The 17,936-nt window shown below is 46.3% G+C and carries 14 protein-coding genes, 2 tRNA genes, 3 rRNA genes, 1 other RNA gene and 3 pseudogenes; 1 reads left to right on the top strand and 22 read right to left on the bottom strand.

Features of this window, described 5'->3' with window-relative positions:
• Positions 1–36: 36 nt before the first annotated feature.
• Positions 37–1,609: pseudogene (locus GKO28_RS19645) on the bottom strand (IS3 family transposase).
• 101 nt (positions 1,610–1,710) lie between these two features.
• On the opposite strand from GKO28_RS19645, the pseudogene GKO28_RS08750 reads away from it, so the two are divergent.
• A pseudogene (locus tag GKO28_RS08750) lies at positions 1,711–2,069 on the top strand (transposase); the annotation flags it as partial.
• Between the two features lie 109 nt (positions 2,070–2,178).
• Here the strand turns inward: GKO28_RS08750 and GKO28_RS08745 are convergent.
• The 21 genes and pseudogenes from GKO28_RS08745 to GKO28_RS08655 form a co-directional block, all read right to left on the bottom strand.
• A pseudogene (locus GKO28_RS08745) lies at positions 2,179–2,301 on the bottom strand (integrase core domain-containing protein); the annotation flags it as partial.
• Between the two features lie 158 nt (positions 2,302–2,459).
• A 5S ribosomal RNA gene (rrf, locus tag GKO28_RS08740) occupies positions 2,460–2,573 on the bottom strand.
• Positions 2,574–2,828: 255 nt separating this feature from the next.
• A 23S ribosomal RNA gene (locus GKO28_RS08735) occupies positions 2,829–5,724 on the bottom strand.
• Positions 5,725–6,084: 360 nt separating this feature from the next.
• Positions 6,085–6,160: transfer RNA gene (locus GKO28_RS08730), tRNA-Ala, on the bottom strand.
• A 7-nt stretch (positions 6,161–6,167) separates the two neighbouring features.
• Positions 6,168–6,244: transfer RNA gene (locus GKO28_RS08725), tRNA-Ile, on the bottom strand.
• 128 nt (positions 6,245–6,372) lie between these two features.
• Positions 6,373–7,910, bottom strand: a 16S ribosomal RNA gene (locus tag GKO28_RS08720).
• Together the 16S, 23S and 5S rRNA genes with 2 tRNA genes alongside form the textbook arrangement of a ribosomal RNA operon.
• A gap of 40 nt (positions 7,911–7,950) precedes the next feature.
• Complete coding sequence (locus tag GKO28_RS08715; RefSeq protein WP_182076004.1) at positions 7,951–8,157, bottom strand: hypothetical protein; 207 nt, start codon at positions 8,155–8,157, stop codon at positions 7,951–7,953.
• A 151-nt stretch (positions 8,158–8,308) separates the two neighbouring features.
• On the bottom strand, positions 8,309–8,833 hold the full coding sequence (nadC, locus tag GKO28_RS19640) for a carboxylating nicotinate-nucleotide diphosphorylase (protein WP_247646444.1): 525 nt from the start codon (positions 8,831–8,833) through the stop codon (positions 8,309–8,311).
• Positions 8,787–9,146: a hypothetical protein gene (locus tag GKO28_RS19635; RefSeq protein ID WP_307838970.1), complete on the bottom strand. Its 360-nt coding sequence runs from the start codon at positions 9,144–9,146 to the stop codon at positions 8,787–8,789. Before GKO28_RS19635 ends, nadC begins: the two co-directional genes overlap by 47 nt.
• An 8-nt stretch (positions 9,147–9,154) precedes the next feature.
• The gene (locus tag GKO28_RS08705; protein WP_182077439.1) at positions 9,155–10,516 is read right to left on the bottom strand and encodes a phosphomannomutase/phosphoglucomutase; all 1,362 of its coding nucleotides are present in this window, start codon (positions 10,514–10,516) and stop codon (positions 9,155–9,157) included.
• Between the two features lie 372 nt (positions 10,517–10,888).
• Complete coding sequence (locus tag GKO28_RS21335) at positions 10,889–11,974, bottom strand: glucose PTS transporter subunit EIIB (protein WP_282099262.1); 1,086 nt, start codon at positions 11,972–11,974, stop codon at positions 10,889–10,891.
• On the bottom strand, positions 11,955–12,617 hold the full coding sequence (locus GKO28_RS21330; protein WP_282099261.1) for a PTS transporter subunit EIIC: 663 nt from the start codon (positions 12,615–12,617) through the stop codon (positions 11,955–11,957). Before GKO28_RS21330 ends, GKO28_RS21335 begins: the two co-directional genes overlap by 20 nt.
• Before the next feature lie 259 nt (positions 12,618–12,876).
• Positions 12,877–13,200 carry a PTS transporter subunit EIIB gene (locus GKO28_RS08695; protein ID WP_182076003.1) on the bottom strand — a complete coding sequence of 108 codons (324 nt, stop codon included), beginning with the start codon at positions 13,198–13,200 and terminating at the stop codon, positions 12,877–12,879.
• Positions 13,201–13,293: 93 nt separating this feature from the next.
• On the bottom strand, positions 13,294–13,806 hold the full coding sequence (locus GKO28_RS21325; RefSeq protein ID WP_203564043.1) for a putative PEP-binding protein: 513 nt from the start codon (positions 13,804–13,806) through the stop codon (positions 13,294–13,296).
• 11 nt (positions 13,807–13,817) lie between these two features.
• Entirely contained in the window at positions 13,818–15,326 is a 1,509-nt protein-coding gene (locus GKO28_RS08685; RefSeq protein WP_203564042.1) for an HPr family phosphocarrier protein, read from the bottom strand.
• Positions 15,313–15,759 carry a PTS glucose transporter subunit IIA gene (locus GKO28_RS08680; protein WP_203564041.1) on the bottom strand — a complete coding sequence of 149 codons (447 nt, stop codon included), beginning with the start codon at positions 15,757–15,759 and terminating at the stop codon, positions 15,313–15,315. The genes GKO28_RS08685 and GKO28_RS08680 overlap by 14 nt, the downstream gene beginning before the upstream one ends.
• A gap of 366 nt (positions 15,760–16,125) precedes the next feature.
• Positions 16,126–16,401, bottom strand: coding sequence for an HPr family phosphocarrier protein (locus tag GKO28_RS08675; RefSeq protein ID WP_182076002.1), 276 nt, complete (start codon positions 16,399–16,401; stop codon positions 16,126–16,128).
• Positions 16,402–16,509: 108 nt separating this feature from the next.
• On the bottom strand, positions 16,510–17,103 hold the full coding sequence (locus tag GKO28_RS08670; RefSeq protein ID WP_182076001.1) for a 5-formyltetrahydrofolate cyclo-ligase: 594 nt from the start codon (positions 17,101–17,103) through the stop codon (positions 16,510–16,512).
• Positions 17,104–17,112: 9 nt separating this feature from the next.
• Positions 17,113–17,293, bottom strand: a non-coding RNA gene (gene ssrS, locus GKO28_RS08665) — 6S RNA.
• A 36-nt stretch (positions 17,294–17,329) separates the two neighbouring features.
• A complete protein-coding gene (locus GKO28_RS08660; RefSeq protein ID WP_182076000.1) occupies positions 17,330–17,626 on the bottom strand; it encodes a cell division protein ZapA in 297 nt (98 codons plus the stop codon).
• Complete coding sequence (locus tag GKO28_RS08655; RefSeq protein WP_182075999.1) at positions 17,623–17,823, bottom strand: hypothetical protein; 201 nt, start codon at positions 17,821–17,823, stop codon at positions 17,623–17,625. Before GKO28_RS08655 ends, GKO28_RS08660 begins: the two co-directional genes overlap by 4 nt.
• Between the last annotated feature and the right edge of the window lie 113 nt (positions 17,824–17,936).

The following is a 17,936-nucleotide window of genomic DNA, read 5'->3' as shown; positions in this document are numbered from 1 at the left end:
AATTGTCAAACTAGTTGTCGCCTCAATCGTTAAATCCTATGCCATCTTTTGCGCCATTTTTTCCCTTACAAGTAAGACCTCTGTATCGGATAGCTTTTCTGGATTCAAATGCACAATTTTCGTCCTTTCCCAGTTGCGCGTTTTGCTTGACCACCGCCGTGGATTCTTAGCTCGCGCCGCTTCATAAACGGCAATTCGTTGCGCCAACAACGCCTGATCTTCGCCAGCATGGCGCTCGGTCGGCGTGACGTATTTTATGCTGCTATGACGATGCTCTTCGTTGTACCAATGCACCACTTGCGTCGCCCATTGCCGTGCCGCCAGTAAATCTTCAAATGGCTTGGGCAACTGCATCGGGCGGTATTTCAGCGTTTTAAATAACGACTCGGAGTACGGGTTGTCATTGCTCACTGCCGGTCGACTAAATGATGCCGCAACCCATAAATTTTGCAGCGTCGCCAGCATCGTCGAACCCTTCATTGAACTGCCATTATCCGAGTGCAATATCACCTGGTCGCGCGCGATGCGTTCACGTCGGCAAATGTCTTGCATCATGTCGCTGGCGTTTTGACTGCTTTCTTCTGCGTATACCTGCCAGCCGATGATTTTTCGGCTGAATATATCGAGAAATATATACAGGTAAAAATACTTTCCCTGAATCGTGCTCGCCAAGTAAGTGATGTCCCAGCTATACAATTGATTCGGTGCGATGGCGCACAAGGCCTTCGGTTTACTGCGCACTTGCGCCGGACGCTCGGCGCGACGATGTTGGAGTTGATCCGCTGCGCGCAGCACCCGATAGAACGTTGATTCTGAAGCAATATACGTTGCTGATCGGCTAATCGAGGGACTATCTGGCTCGGTGGTAAATGCGCAAATTCGGCGGAATTAGCCACCGCCAAAACAGTCGCTCGCTCGGCTAAAGTCAACTTGTGGACGGGCACTGTCTTCTGCAATGGACGCTGATCAATCATCACCGTATCACCGTCAGTCCAGCGCTGAATCGTGCGGATATTGAAGCCGAGAATAGCGCAAGCCAACGTCTGTCGAGCCCCTGCCAAAATGGCCTCTTGCAGCAAATCAAGGCAAAGCTGGCGCTCGGCCAGCGCCGTCATTCGTCCGCGCCCTCCAGGTAGGCATTGAACTTTTTTTGCAAAATCAGCAGCGCCGCAGCCTCCGCCAATGCCTTGTCTTTGCGGTTCAATTCACGCTGCAACTGTTGATTGGCTTTCTTCAGCTCACGCATCGACTGAACATCGACTTTACTGTTTTGAATGGCTGGCGGAGTACAAAATTCCGCTCGCCACTGACTTAAATGATGGGGAAACAAACCCTGCTGACGGCACCACGCATTGAGCTCAATTTCAGGTAAGCCATGACTCTGTTGCAGAGCCAAAAGGCGTTCCTCAATCGACCAATCTTCAGGTCGTTTCGCGCGCTCAATCGGCGTTGGAATTTGTGTTTTCTTAGCGGCAGCCATCCAGCCCTTCAGGGTAAATTTAGAAAGATTAAGTTCCTGAGCTACCGATTCAATCGTGCGACCTTGGCGTTGATAAACTTTGCTCAAAGCCTGCTGTTTAAAGTCGTCAGAATACGTGATTTTTTGCATGTTGAAGCCTCTGTTTTTTCAAGCCAATGAAAATTCAGAGGCGACAACTAGTCTGACATAGGGGGCTAGCGGATCGACTGTGCGAGAAACTGCGCCAGTAAACCAGCCTGCATGCCGATGAAACGCCGGTACAGCAGCTGGATCCGAGTAAAGGTAAAACCAAACGCGCGTATTTATGGACGTATCGCAGCAATACTTTAAGCGGCAGTCCACCCATGGTGGTGTTTGACTATCAAATCAGCCGTAGTGGGCAACACGCCACCAATTATTTGCAGGATTGGCGCGGCTCACTGATGGTCGATGACTACAGTGGCTACAAAGCATTGTTCGCGAATGGCGTGCGAGAAATCGGCCGCTGGTCACACGCTCGACGTAAATTCTTCGAGCTGCATGCTGCGGGCGGGCATCCGGTGGCGCAGAAGCCTTGCAACGTATTGCGCGCCTGTACGCCATCGAAGAATAGGCCAAAGATCAAACCGCAGGCCAACGCGCATAAAGCCGCGCCCTAAACAGTCAATCCGAACTGCAATGGTAATCCCCCCATTTTTAAGCTCACTTAAAAGTAGAGGTCAGGCATGTAATGCCCGTTTTTGTTTCGGGGTGATGCCGCCCAAACCCATGTGCGGACGCTCGTTGTTGTAGCTCCAAAGCCATTGCGTGGCCACTTCTTGCACTTCCGCAAAACTCGAAAACGCGATCCGGCCGAATAGTCGGATTGATGAATTACTGCCGTTGCGCGGCTAATCCAAATCAACACTGAAGAATAGGTTGTCACGCCAGACGCATACATTATTAATTTAACGCACAGCAAAAAGCCCGACTCTTTCGAATCGGGCTTCTCTATAGGGAAGTCTGGCAATGACCTACTTTCACACGGGCAATCCGCACTATCATCGGCGCTGAGGTGTTTCACTGTCCTGTTCGGGATGGGAAGGAGTGGGACCACCTCGCTATGGTCGCCAGACATTAAACTGTCTGGTGCAACTCTTTCGAGTCACACGAGAGTTATCGCATTCAGCTTCTGCTCTTGACTTGGAATCTTATTTCCTCATCTCACAACCGCCTACAACGCTAACTCGTAAAATCAATAGAAGAAGTAATTATACTACACTTTCCAACCACACTGTTTCAGTATTTGTCTTCGTATTCATGCACTTACGTACATTCCTACGTATTTGGGTCGATTATATCCTTCGTCGCACTACGCGCTTCAGGTTATAGGATCAAGCCTCACGAGCAATTAGTATTGGTTAGCTTAACGCATTACTGCGCTTCCACACCCAACCTATCAACGTCCTGGTCTCGAACGACTCTTTAGAGGATTTAAAACCCTAGGGAAATCTCATCTTGAGGCAAGTTTCGCGCTTAGATGCTTTCAGCGCTTATCTCTTCCCGACTTAGCTACCCGGCAATGCCACTGGCGTGACAACCGGTACACCAGAGGTCAGTCCACTCCGGTCCTCTCGTACTAGGAGCAGCCCCTCTCAAATTTCCAACGCCCACTGCAGATAGGGACCAAACTGTCTCACGACGTTTTGAACCCAGCTCACGTACCACTTTAAATGGCGAACAGCCATACCCTTGGGACCGGCTACAGCCCCAGGATGTGATGAGCCGACATCGAGGTGCCAAACTCCGCCGTCGATGTGAACTCTTGGGCGGAATCAGCCTGTTATCCCCGGAGTACCTTTTATCCGTTGAGCGATGGCCCTTCCATACAGAACCACCGGATCACTATGTCCTGCTTTCGCACCTGCTCGACTTGTCGGTCTCGCAGTTAAGCCGCCTTTTGCCATTACACTATCAGTACGATGTCCGACCGTACCTAGGCGACCTTCGAGCTCCTCCGTTACAATTTGGGAGGAGACCGCCCCAGTCAAACTGCCTACCATGCACGGTCCCCGATCCGGATAACGGACCAAGGTTAGAACCTCAAAGGGGTCAGGGTGGTATTTCAAGGACGGCTCCACTGAAACTAGCGTCTCAGCTTCAAAGCCTCCCACCTATCCTACACAAACCACTTCAAAGTCCAATGCAAAGCTACAGTAAAGGTTCACGGGGTCTTTCCGTCTAGCAGCGGGGAGATTGCATCTTCACAAACACTTCAACTTCGCTGAGTCTCGGGAGGAGACAGTAGGGCCATCGTTACGCCATTCGTGCGGGTCGGAACTTACCCGACAAGGAATTTCGCTACCTTAGGACCGTTATAGTTACGGCCGCCGTTTACTGGGGCTTCGATCAAGAGCTTGCACCCCATCAATTAACCTTCCAGCACCGGGCAGGCGTCACACCCTATACATCCACTTTCGTGTTGGCAGAGTGCTGTGTTTTTTTGATAAACAGTCGCAGCCCCCATTTCTCTGCGGCCTTATATAGCTCCAAACGCAAGGTTCTTCACCTATAAGGCACACCTTCTCCCGAAGTTACGGTGTTAATTTGCCGAGTTCCTTCTCCCGAGTTCTCTCAAGCACCTTAGAATACTCTTCCTACCCACCTGTGTCGGTTTGCGGTACGGTTCAATATAAGCTGAAGCTTAGTGGCTTTTCTTGGAAGCAGGGTATCAGTTACTTCATCACCTAAGTGAATCGTCATCATGCCTCAGCGTTAACAGCGTCCCGGATTTGCCTAAGACACCCGCCTACACACTTAAACCAACTATTCCAACAGTTGGCTAACCTAACCTTCTCCGTCCCCACATCGCACTTATATCAAGTACAGGAATATTAACCTGTTTCCCATCGACTACGCATTTCTGCCTCGCCTTAGGGGCCGACTCACCCTGCGCCGATGAACGTTGCGCAGGAAACCTTGGGTTTTCGGTGAGGGAGCTTTTCACTCCCTTTATCGCTACTCATGTCAGCATTCGCACTTCTGATACCTCCAGCATCCTTCTCAAGACACCTTCACAGGCTTACAGAACGCTCCTCTACCATATGCCATAAATGGTCATATCCGCGTCTTCGGTTATCAATTTGAGCCCCGTTACATCTTCCGCGCAGGACGACTCGACCAGTGAGCTATTACGCTTTCTTTAAATGATGGCTGCTTCTAAGCCAACATCCTGGCTGTCTGTGCCTTCCCACCTCGTTTTCCACTTAATTGATCATTTGGGACCTTAGACGGCGGTCTGGGTTGTTTCCCTCTTGACCCAGGACGTTAGCACCCCAGGTCTGTCTCCCATGCTCGCACTTGACGGTATTCAGAGTTTTGCCATGGTTTGGTAAGTCGCGATGACCCCCTAGCCATAACAGTGCTTTACCCCCGTCAGTGATACATGAGGCACTACCTAAATAGTTTTCGAGGAGAACCAGCTATTTCCAAGTTTGTTTAGCCTTTCACCCCTATCCACAGCTCATCCCCTAACTTTGCAACGTTAGTGGGTTCGGACCTCCAGTGCGTGTTACCGCACCTTCATCCTGGCCATGGATAGATCACTTGGTTTCGGGTCTACGCCCAGCAACTATGCGCCCTATTCGGACTCGGTTTCCCTACGCCTCCCCTATTCGGTTAAGCTCGCTACTGAACGTAAGTCGCTGACCCATTATACAAAAGGTACGCAGTCACCCCATTTTTCAAGGGCTCCCACTGTTTGTATGCATCCGGTTTCAGGTTCTATTTCACTCCCCTCCCGGGGTTCTTTTCGCCTTTCCCTCACGGTACTGGTTCACTATCGGTCGATGATGAGTATTTAGCCTTGGAGGATGGTCCCCCCATCTTCAAACAGGATTTCTCGTGTCCCGCCCTACTTCTCGTACGCTTAGTACCACAATTGACTTTTCATATACGGGACTATCACCCACTATGGTTGGACTTTCCATTCCATTCTATTAAGTCTACTGCTATCACGTACAGGCTCTTCCCATTTCGCTCGCCACTACTTTGGGAATCTCGGTTGATTTCTTTTCCTCCGGTTACTTAGATGTTTCAGTTCACCGGGTTCGCTTCGCTAGACCTATGTATTCAGTCTAGGATGACCCAAAAGGGCCGGGTTTCCCCATTCGGAAATCGTGGGATCAAAGCACTTTGCCAGCTCCCCCACGCTTATCGCAGGCTATCACGTCCTTCGTCGCCTATCATCGCCAAGGCATCCACCAGATGCACTTATTCGCTTGATCCTATAACCTCAAACACGTAAAACGTATCTCAGATTAATGAAATCGTATTTGCGACTTGCAAGTGAGTTCTCATTTCACTTGCGGTTCAGTTCCACTGGCATGAGACCAGCACAACTGAACAGATACAATCAACCCAATATTTTTACTTTGAAACTAAACTCAACAACAACTGCAAGCAGTTATTCTCAAATCAAATTCCATTACAATGTTTATTGGAATTAATTACTTCTTCTATTTTGTTAAAGAGCGATATTTAATTAATCATTAAATGAATAATCATTCTAATTTTAGAAACCAGAATAAAATACACTGCACACAACAACGTGCAATACATAGAATTCTATTTTCTACAGCAGACAATGGTGGAGGTTAACGGACTCGAACCGTTCACCCCCTGCTTGCAAAGCAGGTGCTCTACCAGATGAGCTAAACCCCCGTGATACTGGTGGGTCAGATAGGAATCGAACCTATGACCCCCGCGTTATCAACACGGTGCTCTAACCAACTGAGCTACTGACCCATATCGTCGTCAAACCAACTCAATGTCAAAGTATCTAATTGCTTAGTACTTCTTCATGTCGTCAAGCCGACATTCTTCAAATCTACAGCCGATGAGTGTGAGTACTTAATCTACCAATCTTTCTCTTGAAAGGAGGTGATCCAGCCGCAGGTTCCCCTACGGCTACCTTGTTACGACTTCACCCCAGTCATGAATCCTACCGTGGTAACCGGACTCCCGAAGGTTATCCTAGCTACTTCTGGTAAAACCCACTCCCATGGTGTGACGGGCGGTGTGTACAAGGCCCGGGAACGTATTCACCGCGACATGCTGATCCGCGATTACTAGCGATTCCGACTTCATGCACTCGAGTTGCAGAGTGCAATCCGGACTACGATCGGTTTTGTGAGATTAGCTCCCCCTCGCGGGTTGGCGACCCTCTGTACCGACCATTGTATGACGTGTGAAGCCCTGGTCATAAGGGCCATGAGGACTTGACGTCATCCCCACCTTCCTCCGGTTTGTCACCGGCAGTCCCATTAAAGTGCTCAACTGAATGTTAGCAACTAATGGCAAGGGTTGCGCTCGTTGCGGGGACTTAACCCAACATCTCACGACACGAGCTGACGACAGCCATGCAGCACCTGTGTTACGGTTCCCGAAGGCACTCCTCTATCTCTAAAGGATTCCGTACATGTCAAGACCAGGTAAGGTTTTTCGCGTTGCATCGAATTAATCCACATCATCCACCGCTTGTGCGGGCCCCCGTCAATTCCTTTGAGTTTTAGTCTTGCGACCGTACTCCCCAGGCGGTCTACTTCACGCGTTAGCTGCGTTACTAAGCTCCGAAAAGCCCAACAACTAGTAGACATCGTTTAGGGCGTGGACTACCAGGGTATCTAATCCTGTTTGCTCCCCACGCTTTCGTCCATGAGTGTCAGTATTAGGCCAGGGGGTTGCCTTCGCCATCGGTGTTCCTCCACATCTCTACGCATTTCACTGCTACACGTGGAATTCCACCCCCCTCTCCCATACTCTAGCGAGACAGTCATAAACGCAATTCCTAGGTTGAGCCCAGGGATTTCACGTCTATCTTATCAAGCCACCTGCGGACGCTTTACGCCCAGTAATTCCGATTAACGCTTGGACCCTACGTATTACCGCGGCTGCTGCTGGCACGTAGTTAGCCGGTCCTTATTCTTCGGGTACTGTCATCCCCAGTAGTTATTAACCACTAGGATTTCCTCCCCGACAAAAGCGCTTTACAACCCGAAGGCCTTCTTCACGCACGCGGCATTGCTGGATCAGGCTTTCGCCCATTGTCCAAGATTCCCCACTGCTGCCTCCCGTAGGAGTCTGGACCGTGTCTCAGTTCCAGTGTGGCGGATCGTCCTCTAAGACCCGCTACTGATCGTTGCCTTGGTAGGCCTTTACCCTACCAACTAGCTAATCAGCCATCGGCTGCTCCAATAACGTGAGGCCTTGCGGTCCCCCACTTTCCCCCTCAGGGCGTATGCGGTATTAGCACTCCTTTCGAAGCGTTATCCCCCATTACTGGGTACATTCCGATGTATTACTCACCCGTTCGCCACTCGTCAGCGGTGCAAGCACCCTGTTACCGTTCGACTTGCATGTGTAAAGCATGCCGCCAGCGTTCAATCTGAGCCAGGATCAAACTCTTTCGTTTAATCTAGCTGAATTTACATACTTGGCTTAGTACTCATTACTCAAAGAAACACTTGGTTAAAAACCAAGATTTCTTTTAAATCTTGAGTGTAAGCACTTGTTTGACTGGCAAACCAAGCACTCACACTCATCGGCTGTATTTTGTTAAAGATCAGTGGCTTAGACACCGAAATCAGCTGGAAAACCGCTTGTTTCGTTTGCTGTGTCAGCAGCAGAGAGGCCGAAATATACGGCAGCCCTGCGATCACGTCAACACCTTGCGTTAAACAAAACAGGATAAAGACGCTAAGTTGTTGAATTTAAATAGATCTAATTTTTTAATTAATCTGCAATTATCTTTAAAAATGAAATGCTATTTAATTCGTTTATTTCTGAGTTAGCGTTTTTTTTTTATCTGGATTATGCCAATCGCATTGATAAATCGATCGCTTTTATATCTTTGGTGAGCTTTCCTATCGAAATTCGATCAACGCCGGTTTCTGCAATCGCCCGAATTTGAGTGAGATCGACCCCGCCAGAGGCTTCTAGTATGGCTCGCCCTTTTGCAAGTTGTACTGCGGCGCTCATTTCTTCGAGACTCATATTGTCTAATAGGATAGAAACAGCACCAGCGGTAATGGCTTGTTCAAGTTCCGCGAGATTTTCAACTTCAATTTGAATACTCACGTGCGCAGGTGCAATGGTGCGAGCCATCTCAATTGCATTCGCGATATTGCCTGCCGCTAAAATGTGATTCTCTTTAATTAAGATGCCATCGTACAAACCAATGCGTTGATTTTCTCCGCCACCCACTGTAACGGCATATTTTTGTGCTCGACGTAGCCCTGGAATGGTTTTGCGGGTGTCGTGAACTTTAGCGATGGTGCCTTGTACTGCTTCAACGTAGCGATGTGTTTCTGTTGCAACAGCTGATAGTGTCTGCAAAAAAATTAAGTGCCGAACGCTCTGCAGTCAGTAATGAACGGGTATTACCTTGTAACTCACAAATAATTTGCTCTGCTGCGACATACTCCCCTTCTACTACTTTCCACTCAATTTGAATGTTGGCATCGACTTGATGAAAGACTTCATTAAACCACGCTTGCCCACAAATGATGGCGGCCTCTCGCACCACAATGCGTGCAATACCTTGTTGTTCGATAGGAATCAATTGAACTGTCCAGTCGCAATCACCAATGTCTTCGGCTAAGGCATTCGCCACATTGGCTGCGATCAGATATTGGGGGGGGAGTTTCACATTCATCATTATTCTTCAATTTCTGGAAAAGGGAGCGGTGCAATCGCGTTGGCAAGTTCTTGCCGAATCCGCTGCAAGGCATGCATGTTATCGGCTTCAATGCGTAACGTTAAGACTGGCGTGGTGTTTGATGCGCGAATTAATCCAAAACCATCGGTATATTCAATGCGTAACCCATCAATACAGAGCACTTGATTGGCACTGGGAAAAATAGCCCGCTGACGGATTTCATCAACCAAAGCATGGCCAGAGCCCGTTAATGGAACCTGCAGCTCTGGCGATGACACAGAAATTGGAAACCGTGCTAGCTCAGCATCTAAATCAACACCAGCGGCAATTTGTTGCAATAGCTTAGCACCGGCATACAAAGCATCATCAACTTGCCAAGCTGCAAATGCAAAGTGCCCAGACAATTCCCCTGCAACAACTGCCCCCGTTTCTCGCAAACGACGCTTCATATACGAATGCCCGGTTGGTATCGCCTCTGAGGAGCCGCCCAACTGACTAACCCATTGGGCGACCGCTCGGCTTGATTTGATATCAAAGAGAACATGGCCAGCCTGTTTGGCTAACTCGGCAGTGGCAAATAGCATCAGTAATTGATCACCGGGAATTATTTTTCCGGTTCGCGTCACCACCCCCAAACGATCGCCATCCCCATCAAACGCTAAACCGACATCGGCGTGTTCCGCCAGTACAGTAGCTTGGAGCTCACGAAGATTCTCTGCGACTTGGGGGTCTGGGTGATGATTAGGGAACCGTCCATCCACTTCACAATAAAGCTCAATCACTTCGCACGACAATTGTCGATACAAAGTAGGTGCTAATGCACCCGGTGAACCGTTACCACAATCAATTACAATTTTTAATGGTTTTGCCAACGGCAATTGCTGTTCCAGCGCTGCCACATAATCAGCAACGACATCGAGCATCTGGATTGAACCACCATTCTGAAATGGTAATTGCTGCGCAATCATTCTTTGCCGCAGCGCTTGCAACGCATCACCTGCAATCGTTACACCGGCCAGCATAATTTTAATGCCGTTATAATCTGGCGGGTTATGACTACCCGTGATCATAATTCCCGAACCTGCAGCTTGATGGCGGGCCGCATAATACAATAGCGGCGTACAGGACATACCGAGATCTAATACGGTAATACCGGCCTCAAGCAATCCTTTTGCCAACGCTATTGCGAGGGCAGGACTGGATAAACGCCCATCAAAACCGAGGGCTATTTTTACAATGCCTTGCTCGCGAGCCACAGCACCGCAAGCTCGCCCCACCCAATACGCAAAATCAGGGGTTAATAAATGAATCTGGCCCCGAATATCATAAGCTTTAAATAAACTACTGGGTATTGAAGTCATTTTAATCATGCAGTCGGTAGATGAAATTGAAAAAGTGCATTTAGATACCTGAAAAATCGGGGATGCCATCAGCTTGAGTAGAAGCAAGCGACTCGCTATTTGCCAATCATGATCTACATGCTTAAAGCCATGCAAGTGCGCTGTTATTCGCAGATCAAATTAACGCAATATTTTGCTTTTTGTTTAACCTCCACCCTAAATTATGCAATCAACATCAATCGTCATTCAATGCTCAGCAGGTAATGACCAATAAAATAGGCATATGATCCTCACGCAAACGCGTAAAACATAAAATGAGCGCAAAGCAAAAAATCAGACTGATTACAAAAAAGCCCATCAACACATGATGGGCTTTTTAACGTTGGTTTTAAATTAAACAGTCGATGCAAGTAGCTGCGACGAATCACCCACAATCAAATGAAATACATTGCCATCAAGCTTTGCCACCGCAGAAACACCCGATGCTAAAACAGCCGCTTCATTAAATTGTTTGGCGTCCTTTAATTGCACCCGAATCCGCGTAGCTGCAATTGGCGCTGTTTCGCTAATATTATCTTGACCACCTAAAGCTGCCAATAATGCTGGATTACGAATCGTACTTGCTGCCACACTAACTGCTGGTACAACCGCTGCAGGCGCTGCTACACCTGTTCCGCCAGCCTTCAAATACTCAGTCATATCGGTTTTAAGATTTTCTGAACGGGTACCAAAAATAGCCTGCATATTATTGCCAACTTGCATGACCCCAGCGGCACCCAATGCTTTTAATGAAGCTTGATTGACTTTAGCCGCATCGCGAACAGAGATCCGCAAACGTGTAATACATGCATCTAAGCTTTCAATATTCGCAGCACCACCAAATGCAACCACCAAATCATGCGCCATACCTTGGCCACTGGCTTGGTGTTGAACACCATCAACCGCCACATCTTCACGACCTGGGGTTTTCATATTCCACTTGAGAATGGCGTAACGGAAAGTAAAGTAATACAAGGCCGCATACATTGGCCCAAAGAACAGTACATACCACCAGTTTTGCGCGTTTTTACCAAACACGTTAAACATCAAGAAATCAATGCCGCCTTGCGAGAAAGTAAAGCCCAAATGCATGCCAAAAGTATTGGCAACAAATTGTGTCGACGCCGCCAATACCGCATGAATGACATACAGCACAGGGGCTGCAAACATAAAGGCAAATTCAATCGGCTCGGTAATCCCGGTAAGGAATGAAGTCAGCGCAGCTGAAATCATAATCCCACCCACCATCACCCGATTTTCAGGTTTCGCAGTATGCCAAATTGCAATGGCTGCAGCAGGCAAACCAAACATTTTGAACAAGAATGCGCCAGACAAAATACCCGCAGTACGATCACCGGCAAAGAAACGATTGATATCACCATGTACCACTTTACCAGCAGCATCGGTGAATTCACCCATTTCAAAGAAAAAACGGCACATTCCAAATATGATGCAGACCAAATGGAATCAACATCCGCTCAACAAAACCATACACCGTCGCAGCAGTACGCGTATCAGATACCGCAGCCCAATGCGAGAAGCTATTAATTGCGCCTTGTACTGGAGGCCAAATAAAGGATAGAACGACACCAACAAAAATAGCCGCGATCCCGGTCACAATCGGAACAAAACGCTTACCCGAGAAAAATCCAAGATACGGTGGTAATTCAATCCGGTAGTATTTATTAAATAATGTTGCCGCAACAGCACCAATAATAATCCCACCAAAAACGCCAGTCTCCATGGATTTCATGCCCATCACCATCGCTGGCTCAACACCCATGATGATCGGCGCCATAACACCCATCGTTGCAATCATCACAACAAACCCGACAGTCGCAGCAATACCAGCTACACCATCATTGTCTGACAAACCCAATGCAACACCAATCGCAAAAATCAGTGGTAGATGACCAAAAATTGCGCCACCACTTTGCGCCATAATTTGCGAAACAATTTCTGGGATAAATGGAAAATTAGATGCACCAATCCCAAGTAATAAACCAGCCACAGGTAATACTGCCACCGGTAGCATCAATGCTTTACCAATTTTTTGTAAGACTGCAAATGCATTCTTAAACATTATTTTTCTCCAAAGGCCATTGCTGTTTCTTATTTGTCATGCAATCGCCGGTTTATCGAACTCACTTTAGATTCTGTTACAAAAATTAAACATTGACTATGCAGCGATGACCTTACAGGGATATACCTTATCAATAAAAAATAATCCATCATCATTTTTAATGTAAAGCACTGCAAGTAAAATTCATCTATTAACGTCAATCTTGATAAAAAAAATCCACCGATCTGCCGGTGGATTTTTGTCTTTATTTAAAAGCGATTTACTTAATTAAATGCACTGTATGTGCATCAATTTTGGCAACGGCAGCAACACCTAAATCTTTTAATACGGCTTCATTTAACAAAGCGGCATCTAGCAATTCAACACGGATACGTGTAGTTGCAATTGATTCAGCTAAGCGCACATTCGCTTTACCACCTAAGGCGGCATACCACTCTGGATTGAGTAATTCAGCTGACGATGAAGGCAATACTTCAATAACAACCGGCTTTTCAACCGATGCAGGTGCCACAGGCACTTGCCGACCCTTCAATGCCCAACCAATACCAATTCCCACTAATAGTGCAATAACGACCAATACCATATCAAACCTCTTTAATCGACCAGTTGCGACAAACGAGCCCGAACTTCAGCAGCGGTACCCATTTGTAAAACTTCTGCAGCGAGTTTCTCACATTCAACTTTGTTTAAAGTGCGAACCAAAGCTTTTAATTGCAGGAATCGTCGGTACACTCGCAGACAATTCATCCACACCTATACCCAGCAACAACGGGATAGCCATAGGGTCTGAGGCAATACCCCCACACACACCAACCCACTTACCATGTGCATGTGCACCTTTTACCGTCATATTGATTAAATTCAATACGCCTGGATGCATCACATCGGCTTGCTTGGCTAATTTTGGATGACCACGATCCATTGCCAAAGTGTATTGCGTTAAATCGTTGGTACCAATCGAGAAGAAATCAACTTCACGCGCAAATTGCTCGGCCATAACGGCAGTGGCCGGAACTTCAACCATAATGCCGACTTGAACGTCTTGAGTAATGCCTAAAGCCGCTTTTTCTTCAGCAACAATACGCTTCACTTCACGAACTTCTTCCAAGCTAGTAATCATTGGGAACATGATGGCTAATTTCGAGAATGGCGCAGAACGTAGTACCGCACGAACTTGAGTATGTAACAACTCTGGTTCTGCTAAGCATAACGCACGCCACGAACACCCAAGAATGGATTTTCTTCGACTGGCATTGGCAAGTAGGCCAATGGTTTATCACCACCCACATCCAAAGTCCGAACTACAAATGTACGATCGTTACCGAGTGCTTTGGCGATATCGATATAAATCTGGCTTTGCTCTTCTTCGGTCGGTGCGTCAGTACGTTCTAAGTACAAGAACTCACTGCGTAACAAACCGACCCCTTCACTACCCAGTTTTACGCCTTGAACCGCATCGTCAATGCCACCAATATTCGCCACCACTTCCACATGAATGCCATCTTGCGTCACGGCTGGTTCAAATGCTGCCGCTAATTCAGCATCACGTTTAATCGCTTGCTTCGCTTGTTTTTCACGAATATTGTTTACTTCGGCTTCAGATGGGTTTTTGCGCAAGGTACCACGGCTACCATCCAAAATGACCGGCATGCCATTGGCTAAATTCAATGCTTCTTCATCAATGCCACAGATTGCTGGAATATTGAGTGATCGAGCCAAAATAGCCACGTGGCTGGTTGCCCCGCCACCGACAGTGCAAAAACCAAGTACACGAGTACGATCCAAACTTGCGGTATCTGATGGCGTCAGGTCTTCTGCGATCAAAATCGCATTTTCTGGAACGACCATCGCTGTTTCTGCAATACCCGCAATCAAACGTAATACGCGTAAACCCACATCGCGAATATCATTTGCACGACCCGCTAACACTTCATTTTTTAGTGCGGCAAGTTTAGCTGAATAAGTGTTGTAGGCTTCTTTCCACGCAAAACCAGCACTCTTGCCGTTGGTGATACCAGCAATCGCAATGGCTAATAAATCCGGATCTTCAAGCAACTCTTGGTGAGCAGCAAAAATCTCAGCTTTACTTTCATCGCTAATTTCAGACTTTAGATTTTCAAGTTGTTGATGTGCATCTTTCAACGCTTGGTCAAAACGACGACGCTCTACTTCTGGTGACTCACCAGCTTCAACAACCGCAATATCCACTTGTTTAACTTGGAAAATTTGTCCCACAGCTAAGCCTGGCGATGCTGACACACCGGTCAACACGTTTGGATCTTCTGACTTAGGTTGTGCCTTAGTGGTTTTAATCGTATCCAGTGGTGCCGGTTTATGTTTTGGTGCTACGCCACCGACGTCTTCACCACAACCACTAATAATCAACGCGCTTAATTTTTGAATCGCTGCAGATGCATCAGGACCAATAGCACGAACGCGAATCTCATCGCCGTTTTGCACTTCTAGACCCATGATTGCAACGACTGATTTAGCATTCGCCTCTTGGCCAGCACGTACTAATTTAACTTCAGACTTAAATGTTTTTGCAGCATTTGCCAAAACAGCAGCAGGGCGAGCATGTAAACCTGTTGGGTTAGGTGTACGAATTGGATCTGAATACGCCTCACCGGATGAATCTGCAGTTGCAGAAGTTTGAGCAATACCTTCAGCCAAGTCGAGCGTTAAAGCAACGTCCTTACCAGCAATCAACCAAACCAGTATTGGGTGTATAGCGCGCTACTTTTTCGCCACTGGTAATCACCATTTGCGTCAACAATGACAACGCTTTACGACCCACGGCATCCATATCAAACTCAATTAATGGTTGACCCGCATCGACGATATCACCTTCTTTGACCTTCGCAGTAAAGCCTTGGCCTTTGAGCATCACAGTGTCTAAACCAATATGGATTAATACTTCAACCCCATTGGCAGCAACTAAAGTAATGGCGTGCTTTGCTGAATGAACCTGCGTTACCTTACCGGTCATCGGTGCCAACAAAATATTACTGGTTGGATCTATTGAAACACCATCACCGACCATTTTTTGGGCAAAAACTGGATCAGGTACTGTATCCAAAGGCACCATCACACCCGATAGTGGGGCCAGCAATACAAATTGCGAAACTGGATTTATCGACATAACAACCTCTGTTGGTTTAATTCTTAGTCAAATTGGTCAATCAAATTGACCCGCATTAATTTTTATTGCGTTGACATATTCTTGTTTTTTAGTTTAACCGCCAATGCCATTGACATGGGGCGTAATATTGCTCAATTTATATGTAAATTTTACAGATCGAAATCTAGATATGCTTAAACCATATTTATTCATTTTAACTTTATAAAAAACATATGTTTTGTGCTTAATCAGTTTCCAGAGTTCATTTAATTTAAAATATTACTTTATTACATTTTTTTACATGTGAAATAGAACATGATTTTGAATACTTACTATTCAGAAGCAAATAGGGTGGCTTAAGCCACCCTATTTATAATTTTAACCGATTTAGTCTTCCCCACAACCAGAAGCAATCATTGTGCTTACAGCAAGCATTGCTTCATTTGCATCCAATCCATCTGCTTTGATTTGAATCTGATCGTCTTTAGAAACATCCAAGCCCATCACAGAAACAAGAGATTTAGCATTAGCTTCAATCCCTTTGTATAACAACTTAATCTCAGACTGGTACTGCTTAGCAGTATTAACAATATTCGCAGCAGGTCTAGCATGAAGGCCTGCCGCATTCATAATACGCACAGGGGAAGAAATTACAGCAACCATAATTACCTCACTTGATTTACTTCAAACCGTTGCGATGCAAATAGCATAGAGCAAGCTTGACATCATAAACAAGTAGAATGCGAAAGTATGTCAGTAATTTCACTACTCTCAATTGATAGGCGAGCGACGAATCCATCCTTGCTCTGTTGCAATTGCATCTAACTTTAAATCCCAAGCCTCACAGGGCAATCGCTCTACTTGTTGACATGAATATGCCAGGCCAATTAATGCTGGTTTAAGCCACGTTTTTCGTAATCGACGAAATGCAAATGTCGTATCGTAATAACCACCACCTTGCCCTAATCGAGCTAATTGCAAATCAAAACCAAGCAAAGGAACAAAAACAGAATCCAAATCACGGCTTGAACATTGCTCAAAATGACTGGGGGTTGGAATATTAAATGCACCATAAGACCAAACAGCACCTTCATTTAAGCGCACAAAATTTAATCGTCTACCCACTTTAGGTACAACCGGTAAATAGACTAAGCAACCACGTTGCAGTGCTAAAAAAATTAATGGCCAGGCAGAAAACTCACTGCCAACAGGCACATATAAAGCAATTTTTTTGCCACGACGAAGTTTTTGTAAAATTTGCGGATAATGAGTTACAGCCCAAGCAGCGGCTTGTCGCTGTATTTTAGATATCGCCGTTCGGCGTTGCCGAAGATCACGACGTAATTGAGTTTTTTGAGTAATCACAAAAAATGAGGGCTTCCCACAGTGCCGTTTCGGTTCGCATCTTGAACCCATGGTTCAAGTTGTTGCCGGTCAGATGCCATCAGGTGCATTCTCAAGGAACGCTCACAACAGGCGTCTAGATGACTGGCAAACGTGCTATACAGCTTATCGGTTCAAAGATTTAGAACCGTCGCGAACACCGCAGGAAAGCTAACTTGCATCACGGCGCAGTTCGAAATACCTTAAATTATTCCTGTAAAACTGCGTCGATCGTTGAACTGATACTTCCGATTTTACGCTGAAAATCACTAAAGTCAAAGCCACCTTCAACCTTTGCCGTTAAAAACTCGTGCGTCATATTTAAAGCCGTCATCATTGCAATCTTCTCAATGCCAATGACCTTACCAGCAGTGCGAATTTCATGCATCCGTGCATCGAGAAGTTGCACAGCTTGAAGTAAGGTTTCTTCTTCATGCGCAGGACAAGCCACACGAAACTCACGTCCCATGATTGAAATATCCAACAACTTCACGGCATCAGTCATACGCCATCCTCGGGTAATTTAGCCAAAATCGCATTTACTTTGTCTTTTGCGCCAACTAATTTCGTATTTAAGCTTTGATTTTCTTCTTTAGCCAATTGTAAATTAGCTCTAAGTTCTTGATTTTCAGTACGTAATTCACGGCATAAGTTCACTAATTGCAGGACTTTACCTTCCAAATGACCAAGCTCTACATCCATTTTTGATTTCCTATCAATCGCAATTTTAACGTCATGTAGCGACAAAAATATAAAAATATTGATTATGCATACCAATACAAATTCAATAAATCATTAAACTTACATATAGGTAT

It is taken from the genome of Deefgea sp. CFH1-16 (genome assembly GCF_016881365.1).
In the GTDB taxonomy this organism is placed as follows: domain Bacteria; phylum Pseudomonadota; class Gammaproteobacteria; order Burkholderiales; family Chitinibacteraceae; genus Deefgea.
The sequence above is the reverse complement of the archived record's forward strand: the minus strand, read 5'-3'. Positions and strand labels throughout refer to the sequence as shown.